Annotated in this window: 1 protein-coding gene and 1 other annotated feature; the gene reads right to left on the reverse strand. The window is 62.2% G+C overall.

Annotated elements, in window-relative coordinates; genetic code table 11:
* Nucleotides 1–39: 39 nt before the first annotated feature.
* Nucleotides 40–1,265, reverse strand: a protein-coding gene (locus RM532_RS15780) for an IS3 family transposase (RefSeq protein ID WP_311654296.1) whose coding sequence is annotated in 2 segments (ribosomal slippage) — nucleotides 40–980 and nucleotides 980–1,265 — 1,227 coding nt in all. Because the reading frame shifts where the segments join, the coding sequence is not laid out codon by codon here.
* Nucleotides 871–987, reverse strand: a sequence feature (AL1L pseudoknot). (Overlaps the previous gene by 117 nt.)
* Nucleotides 1,266–1,315: the final 50 nt, after the last annotated feature.

A 1,315-nucleotide genomic window follows, 5' to 3' on the forward strand; every position in this document is an offset into this window, starting at 1 on the left:
TGAACCGCCCCGGTTATCCCGGAGACTCGTAGGTTTGAGTCACGCCGCCATGGCGGACTCATCGAATTGGGCATAGTAGGCAGCTTCCATCTCTGCCGGCGGGACGTAGCCGATTGACTCGAGCAACCGACGCCGATTGAACCAGTCCACCCACTCCAGGGTAGCGAATTCCACCGCCTCCAGGTTTCGCCAAGGCCCGCGCTTGCGAATGACTTCCGTCTTAAACAGCCCGATCACGGTTTCGGCCAAGGCATTGTCGTAGGAATCCCCGACACTGCCCACTGACGGGGCGATCTCTGATTCAGCCAATCGCTCGGTGTAGCGGATCGACAGATACTGCACGCCGCGATCAGAATGATGGATCAGGCTGCTGTCGCCGGTGAGCCGACGCGCACACAATGCCTGCTCCAGGGCGTCCAGCACCAAGTCGGTGCGGGGCGTACTGGCCGCCCGCCAGCCGACGATACGGCGGGCATAGGCGTCGATGACAAACGCGACGTAGACAAAGCCGGCCCAGGTGGCCACATACGTGAAGTCCGACAGCCAGAGCTGATTCGGCTGTGCCGCTTGAAAGTCTCGATTGACCAGATCCCGCGGGCACGGCTGCGCCGCATCCCGCACGGTGGTCTTGACCGGCTTGCCGCGTACCACGCCGGCCAGGCCCCTTTCGCGCATCAGTCGCTCGACCGTGCAGCGGGCCACCGAGAAGCCTTCGCGCGTGAGCTGGCGCCAGACTTTGCGTACGCCGTAGACCTGGAAGTTGTCGTCCCAGACACGTTCGATCTGCCGACGCAGCATTGCGTCACGTTGCACGCGGGCCGGAGCCCGCGCCGGATCGGCCTCACGGCTTTTGTGCTCATAGTAGGTCGACGGCGCGATCGGCAACACTTGGCAGATCGGCTCGACACCGTAAACCTCGCGGTGATCGTCAATAAACGCCACCATCACGGGCGTCGGCGGTCGAGCTCCGCCTGCGCAAAATACGCCGAGGCCTTACGCAAAATCTCGTTGGCACGACGCAACTCGCGATTCTCACGCTCCAGCACCTTGACGCGATCACGCTCAGCGGTGGTCTGGCCATCACGCAGACCTTGGTCGCGCTCGGCCTGCCTGACCCAGCCGCGCAACGTCTCCGCAGTGCAACCGATTTTGGACGCAATGGAACCCAATGCAGCCCATTGCGATGAATATTCAGCCTGATGCTCAAAGACCATCCGGACCGCCCGTTGTCGGACCTCCGGGGAATATCTGACTTGCTTGTGCATGGCTCCATCCTCTCAAGAAATGGAGCCTCCGGGAATCTCGGAGCGGTTCA

The sequence above is a fragment of the Spectribacter hydrogenoxidans genome (assembly GCF_031846275.1).
Lineage (GTDB): Bacteria > Pseudomonadota > Gammaproteobacteria > Nevskiales > Salinisphaeraceae > Spectribacter > Spectribacter hydrogenoxidans.